The sequence below is a fragment of the Microcoleus sp. Pol11C3 genome (assembly GCF_036701485.1).
In the GTDB taxonomy this organism is placed as follows: domain Bacteria; phylum Cyanobacteriota; class Cyanobacteriia; order Cyanobacteriales; family Microcoleaceae; genus Microcoleus.
On record NZ_JAUBQW010000304.1, the window covers coordinates 1 to 1,359 of the forward strand.

Consider the following 1,359-nt stretch of genomic DNA (forward strand, 5'->3'; position numbering starts at 1 on the left):
AGGTATGTAATAAGGCTTGAAAGTCCCGATATTCAGGGAATCTCGTGCACCTCATATTTTTAAGAAATGCTATATAGTAAGCAATTCATCTGTTTTTAGGATTGACACTCACTCAATTCGACGTATCCCACAGATTTTTGTTGCACGACCAGCGATTCATATGGTCAGTGCTTGGGCAACCAGTCAAAGATTAGTTTTAGGACAAGTTAAAGTCGATAAAAAATCTAATGAAATTACAGCAATTCCGGCTTTACTAAAAGTGTTAAAATTGAACGGAAGCATTGTCACCATTGATGCGATGGGCTGCCAGAAGTCAATTGTTAAGTCAATTGTCGAACAAGGAGGAGACTACGTGATCACCTTAAAAAATAACCAGCCATCTCTATATACAAGAGTAAAAGAGTTGTTTGAGCAAGCAATGAAAAAATTTTTTCTGGCTTTACACATACAGCTTATTCGACCAAGAAAGAGAGTAATCATGGCCGCTTAGAAATACGACATCACTTAATGTTAAGTAATATAAAAGAGCTAGTTGACCCAGAGAATAAATTGGAGAAAATTGACAGTATAGGCATGATAGAATCCGTGCGAATATTGAAGGAAAAAACAACTATTGAAACTCGCTATTACATTAGTAGTTTACCAAACAATGCTCAAAAATTTGGTGAATCCGTCCGCAGTCATTGGGGGATAAAAAATTCCTTACATTGGGTGTTAGATGTAGGTTTTCGCGAAGATGATTGTCGGATCAGAAAAGATAACGCTCCGCAAAATTGTGCCATTCTTAGACACATCTCCCTCAATCTTTTGAATCAAGAAAAAACTTCAAAAACTGGAGCAAGGAATAAGCGACTTCGAGCCGGGTGGGATGATGACTATTTGACTAAGATTCTCGCTGTTTCAGTTAACTAAATTTTCACAAACAACTCATTGCTAACTATTATACAACTTGTAAACAGTGGTTGTCAGCTTTTTATTGTCTCAAGAATGGCAGCCAGTAAAAACCAGCATTAATCAGTTCCTTTTTTCTCTAAAAACTCATTATAAAGTGTATTCATAGCTTCTAATAATGGTGAATTTATATTAAAATATACTCACCACTGGTGAACAGTGTTCAATAAGATGCGTTCCCCCTGGGACGATCGCCCTTTCCACCCGTCGCTGACTTGTGCCCCTGTAGGATAAGCCATAATAAACTAAGCTACAACTCTTGTAGTGCGATCGATTAATCAGCAACTATCCGACAGTTTGATTTATGCTAATTCAGAAAATCGTTCAAGAATTATAGTCATTTCAAATAAGTATGAGACGCTAAACTGCACAATAAGCACGAATAATTTCATCAAGAGATGTGCCAGG

The 1,359-nt window shown here is 37.0% G+C and carries 2 protein-coding genes; both read left to right on the plus strand.

What is annotated here, in order from left to right:
• The first annotated feature begins 16 nt into the window (after positions 1-16).
• Positions 17-490 (plus strand): ISAs1 family transposase, encoded by a 474-nt coding sequence (locus QUA40_RS29250; protein WP_445301219.1) that lies wholly within the window; start codon positions 17-19, stop codon positions 488-490.
• 17 nt (positions 491-507) lie between these two features.
• Positions 508-912: an ISAs1 family transposase gene (locus tag QUA40_RS29255; protein WP_445301220.1), complete on the plus strand. Its 405-nt coding sequence runs from the start codon at positions 508-510 to the stop codon at positions 910-912.
• The last annotated feature ends 447 nt before the right edge of the window (positions 913-1,359 follow it).

Excerpts from the sequence above, each read along its gene's own strand:
- QUA40_RS29255 (WP_445301220.1), top strand. The coding sequence starts at position 508 with ATGTTAAGTAATATAAAAGAGCTAGTTGACCCAGAGAATAAATTGGAG.